The sequence below is a fragment of the Salinibacillus xinjiangensis genome (genome assembly GCF_009649735.1).
Taxonomy (GTDB): Bacteria; Bacillota; Bacilli; order Bacillales; family Alkalibacillaceae; genus Salinibacillus; species Salinibacillus xinjiangensis.
On record NZ_WJNH01000022.1, the window covers coordinates 1 to 3,829 of the forward strand.

Annotated in this window: 4 protein-coding genes, 2 rRNA genes and 1 riboswitch; all 6 genes read left to right on the forward strand. The window is 37.8% G+C overall.

What is annotated here, in order from left to right; translation table 11 throughout:
* The first annotated feature begins 215 nt into the window (after nt 1–215).
* Nucleotides 216–331, forward strand: a 5S ribosomal RNA gene (gene rrf / locus GH754_RS19210).
* A 163-nt stretch (nt 332–494) separates the two neighbouring features.
* Nucleotides 495–917, forward strand: a complete 423-nt coding sequence (fosM, locus tag GH754_RS19215) for a FosM family fosfomycin resistance protein (RefSeq protein WP_153730265.1) — start codon at nt 495–497, stop codon at nt 915–917.
* Nucleotides 918–1,048: 131 nt separating this feature from the next.
* Nucleotides 1,049–1,227, forward strand: a riboswitch (Lysine riboswitch).
* Between the two features lie 121 nt (nt 1,228–1,348).
* Complete coding sequence (dapA, locus tag GH754_RS19220; RefSeq protein ID WP_153730266.1) at nt 1,349–2,242, forward strand: 4-hydroxy-tetrahydrodipicolinate synthase; 894 nt, start codon at nt 1,349–1,351, stop codon at nt 2,240–2,242.
* A 102-nt stretch (nt 2,243–2,344) separates the two neighbouring features.
* Complete coding sequence (locus GH754_RS19225; RefSeq protein ID WP_153730267.1) at nt 2,345–2,656, forward strand: YnfA family protein; 312 nt, start codon at nt 2,345–2,347, stop codon at nt 2,654–2,656.
* 33 nt (nt 2,657–2,689) lie between these two features.
* Nucleotides 2,690–3,250 carry a nucleotidyltransferase family protein gene (locus GH754_RS19230; RefSeq protein WP_153730268.1) on the forward strand — a complete coding sequence of 187 codons (561 nt, stop codon included), beginning with the start codon at nt 2,690–2,692 and terminating at the stop codon, nt 3,248–3,250.
* 480 nt (nt 3,251–3,730) lie between these two features.
* Nucleotides 3,731–3,829 (forward strand): 16S ribosomal RNA (locus GH754_RS19235); the annotation flags it as partial.

The window sequence follows — 3,829 nt, forward strand, 5'->3', positions numbered from 1 at the left end:
AATCGAGGACTTAACTTAAAACCAAAAGCGGAGACGACCGGTTAGGTCCGACCGCATAAGCAGAATACCTGTAGTGGCGGGTTTTGCCACGGAAGGGATTATGCTTATGACGGCGAGGACCTGGGAGTCGCAGCTAGCCGCACAAACGCAAACGTCACCTTGATTCACTTCTTATCTAGTTTTGAAGGTACTCAAAACACCTTCAAAAACACAGGTCCAGTAGCAATAGCGGAGAGGTCACACCTGTTCCCATTCCGAACACAGAAGTTAAGCTCTCCAGCGCCGATGGTAGTTGGGGTTTTTCCCCTGCGAGAGTAGGACGTTGCTGGGCAACATGAAATCCTCAGAATCTTAATTGATTTTGAGGATTTTTTAGTGTGTAAATATAATTACTTATTAGAAGAACTTTATAAGCACTAACTACCTTCACATTACATTGGAACATGTTAACATATAAATTGCCAGATTATTTCTTAAATTGAGGTGGGGTTATCTTGAAGATTAACGGAATCAATCATTTGTTATTTTCTGTTTCAAACTTGGAACAGTCAATCGAGTTCTATAAAAACGTATTTCAAGCAAAATTATTAGTTAAGGGAAAGAATACTGCTTATTTTGACCTTGGGGGTTTATGGCTCGCATTAAACGTGGAAAAAGATATCCCGCGAAATGAAATACATAAATCATACACTCATATTGCATTTTCTATAGAAGAAAAAGATTTTGAGGATATGTATCAAAAATTAAAACGATTAAATGTACACATACTAGCGGGAAGAAAAAGGGATGTTCGTGACAAAAAGTCCATTTACTTTTGTGATCCAGATGGCCATAAATTCGAATTTCATACAGGAACCTTGCAGGATAGACTTGACTATTATGAGGAAGAGAAGCCTCATTTGGACTTTTATTATTAATGTTAAGTATTTGTGCTTAAAATGTTCAAAAAAACATACAATATTGTAAAGAAAAAAACTTGTCTTTTTGTTTTTTTTCTGGTAAGTTGTACTTAATCAATGAAAACTTTCTTATTTTAAAGCTTTTTTGAAGTAAGGATAGAGGTGCAGAAACCATCAGTACTTATGTGGAGGAGAATGAGCTCCTAGGAATCATAAGGAAAGGGGAATCTGCCGAAGTGGATGGAGACTCATACTCCTGAAGCTGGTTCTGGTATTGAATAAATACAGGACTGTCATATAGGAGACTATATGGAGGGCTATCGAATGCTTAGGACGATAAACCATTGTTCTATTTGCAACAGCGAGCTCTCTCGTTGTTGTTTTTTCATTTATTAAAGTCCTCCACACCTTAAGAGAAAAATAAAATATGATGAAAAGGGTGTGAAGTTATGAATTTCGGTAAAGTATTAACAGCTATGGTAACACCATTTGATCAACAAGGTGATATTGATTTTGAAGCAACAAGAGGATTAGTGAATTATTTACTTGCCAATGGTTCAGAAGGATTAGTTGTTGCGGGGACTACGGGTGAATCACCGACCCTAACACATGATGAAAAATTAAAGTTATTTCAGTTTGTCGTTGAAGTCGTGGATAAAAGAGTACCTGTCATTGCTGGAACAGGCTCTAATAATACAAGGGCTTCAGTTGAAATAACGAAGGAAGCTGAAGCGACGGGTGTTGACGGTATTATGCTCGTGACACCTTACTACAATAAACCTTCACAAGAAGGATTGTATCAACATTTTCGTATGATTGCTGAAAATACATCGCTACCAATTATGCTTTATAACATTCCGGGACGTAGTGTCATCAATATGGAAATGGAGACCATTATTCGTCTTTCTGAAATTGATAATATTGTCTCGGTAAAGGAAGCAAGTGGTGATTTAGATCGCGTGTCCGAAATCATTAGTAAGACGGCCGATGATTTCAGTGTTTACAGTGGGGAAGATAGTCAAACACTACCAACCTTAGCTGTTGGGGGTACTGGCATTGTATCAGTTTCATCTCACGTGATTGGAAATGAGATGCAGGAAATGATCCATAGCTTCCGTAAAGGGGATGTAACTCATGCAGCAGCTATGCACCGTTACATTTTACCTATGATGAAAGCATTGTTCTCAGCGCCAAGTCCAACTCCAGTTAAGGAAGCGCTAAATCGTATGGGTGTTCCTGTAGGGGGCGTACGTTTACCACTCGTTCCATTAAATGATGTGGAAAGAGAGTCCTTATACAATCTAATGGCAATGTATGAATCAAAAGAAGTAGCTGGTTATTAAAAGGAAAGGAATAAGCGATTGCGCTTATTCCTTTTTTTGATTTTACAGTCTGTAAAGGGTGATATAATACGGTTAGTGATTTATTCAAGGGAAGTGGGCTTCATGGTTTATGCTTTTATACTATTTATCGTCGCAGGTATAGCCGAAATAGGTGGAGGATATCTCATCTGGCTTTGGTTAAGAGAAGGAAAACCTTTTTATTGGGGATTAACAGGTGGCTGTGCATTAGCTTTATATGGGAATTGTCGCTACTTTTCAAGTAGAGTATATGCTGCTTATGGAGGGGTGTTTATTGTTTTTTCAGTACTGTGGAGTTGGGGTATTGATAAGAAAACTCCTGATTTATATGATTGGATAGGTGCTGGAATATGTTTGTTGGGTGTCTCCGTTATGTTGTTTGCACCAAGACAATAAAGGTTACATATGCTTTTAGGGAGAGTATGATCTATGAAAACAATAAACGATATCATAAGCTCGATTGAGTTCGATGAATGGATGATGGAAGTTTTACGGGCTGCGCAATCTCTAAACTTACCCGATTGGTGGATTTGTGCTGGCTTTGTACGGTCGAAAATTTGGGATACATTACACGGTATTCAGCCACGAACACCTATGTCAGATGTGGATCTAATTTATTTTGATTCAGCAATACTGGATGAAGAAATGGAAAAAGAATATGAAAATCAGTTAGAACAAATATTCTCGGATGTTCCTTGGTCTGTTAAAAATCAAGCGAGAATGCACCTCGTTAATCAGATTCCACCTTATGCTTCCTCTGTGGATGCAATCTCAAAATTTCCTGAAACAGTTACAGCATTAGGAGTAAAACTAAATGATAATGGTCAAGTTCTATTGAGTGCTCCTCATGGAATCGATGATGTTTTGAATATGGAAGTGAAACCAACTTCATACTTTTTAGAGAAGGAAGAGCGGGTTGCCATCTATAAAAAAAGAATAAAAGAAAAGAAATGGTCACTAACTTGGAATAATGTCAAAATCCTATATTAAATAATTTCGATAAAAGGAAAAAATTGGACCTTATAAACCTATTGATAATAGATTTATACCATGGTATATTATTTCTTGTCGGCATAACAGGTGGCCGCAAAAAACAAGATATTCATTACCATAATTTAACCATTGCGTAACAAAGCAAACCATGTTAAATTATTAATTGTTGCTTCAAAAACGACAAGCCAACAACATTGTAAATACGAAAAGTTATTGACAATGAAATGCTTGAATGATATAATTATTTAGTCGCTAAAAGACGGTGACATTCGAACCTTGAAAACTGAACAAACCAACCAGTATGTCAATTCGCTATTTTAATAGCAATTTGAATTATGAGCTTTATGGAAGCTTTTCAAAGGAGCTTCTGCTAAGTTCGGTCACGTCCTCGAAACAGCAATGCTGTTTCTGTGTAGTAATGCTACGAAGTATTACTTAGTGTGACCAACGCAGAAGTTAGCACATCCTGTGCGTCACTTTTTGGAGAGTTTGATCTTGGCTCAGGACGAACGCTGGCGGCGTGCCTAATACATGCAAGTCGAGCGCGGGAAGCTAACTGAACCCTCCGGGGTGACG

Bases quoted from the DNA above. Each gene is read 5' to 3' on its own strand.
- dapA (WP_153730266.1), top strand. From the start codon at position 1,349: ATGAATTTCGGTAAAGTATTAACAGCTATGGTAACACCATTTGATCAA.
- GH754_RS19225 (WP_153730267.1), top strand. From the start codon at position 2,345: ATGGTTTATGCTTTTATACTATTTATCGTCGCAGGTATAGCCGAAATA.
- GH754_RS19230 (WP_153730268.1), top strand. From the start codon at position 2,690: ATGAAAACAATAAACGATATCATAAGCTCGATTGAGTTCGATGAATGG.